The organism is Microbacterium sp. Kw_RZR3 (genome assembly GCF_029222405.1).
In the GTDB taxonomy this organism is placed as follows: Bacteria; Actinomycetota; Actinomycetes; order Actinomycetales; family Microbacteriaceae; genus Microbacterium.
On sequence record NZ_JARHXC010000176.1, the window covers coordinates 1 to 610 of the forward strand.

Annotated in this window: 1 protein-coding gene; it reads right to left on the reverse strand. The window is 76.2% G+C overall.

Annotation, left to right across the window (positions count from 1 at the left end; translation table 11 throughout):
* A partial coding sequence (locus P2P98_RS09160) for a hypothetical protein (protein ID WP_275799357.1) occupies positions 1-595 on the reverse strand: 595 nt, incomplete at its 3' end.
* Positions 596-610: the final 15 nt, after the last annotated feature.

The window sequence follows — 610 nt, forward strand, 5'->3', positions numbered from 1 at the left end:
CTGCCGCGTCTTCGTACGACGCCCCGACCCCCGGCGTGACGAGGGGGCCGACCCACAGCCGACCGCGGGAGAGCTCGACGGCCAGCCACGGCACGCGGAGGTCGTGGCAGATGCGGTCCAGGTCGATGAACTCGCGCTCGCGGCCGCCGCGCAGGGCGACGACGAGGAGGCGGTCGGCCGAGAAGGCCGTCGTCGCGACGGTGCGCGGCGGGCCGACCGGCGCGGGGAGCACGTCGTCATCGGCGCGCAACCGCGCGCGGGCGGCGGCGACCACCTCGTCGTCGCCGGCCAGCACGGCGCGGACCGCGGGACCCGCGTGGGGTCGCGGGGCCGGGGTGATCATGGTCGGCGAAGAGACCGCGGCGGCGGCGAGCAGCGGCCGCAGAGCAGCGGCCGCCTCGGCGAACTCGACGCCGATCAGATCGTCGCGCCTCTCGTGCCACGCCCAGAGGAGGACCTGGACGACGGCGGCGGGAACGTCGACGATGTGGTGCTGCTCACCGACGGTGACGAGGCTGCGGCGCTCGTCGAGCGGACGGATCTCGACACCGGTGCGCGCGGGGCGGGCGTCGAGCACGAGCGGGGTGGGCGTCATCGGGGGTCTCCTCAC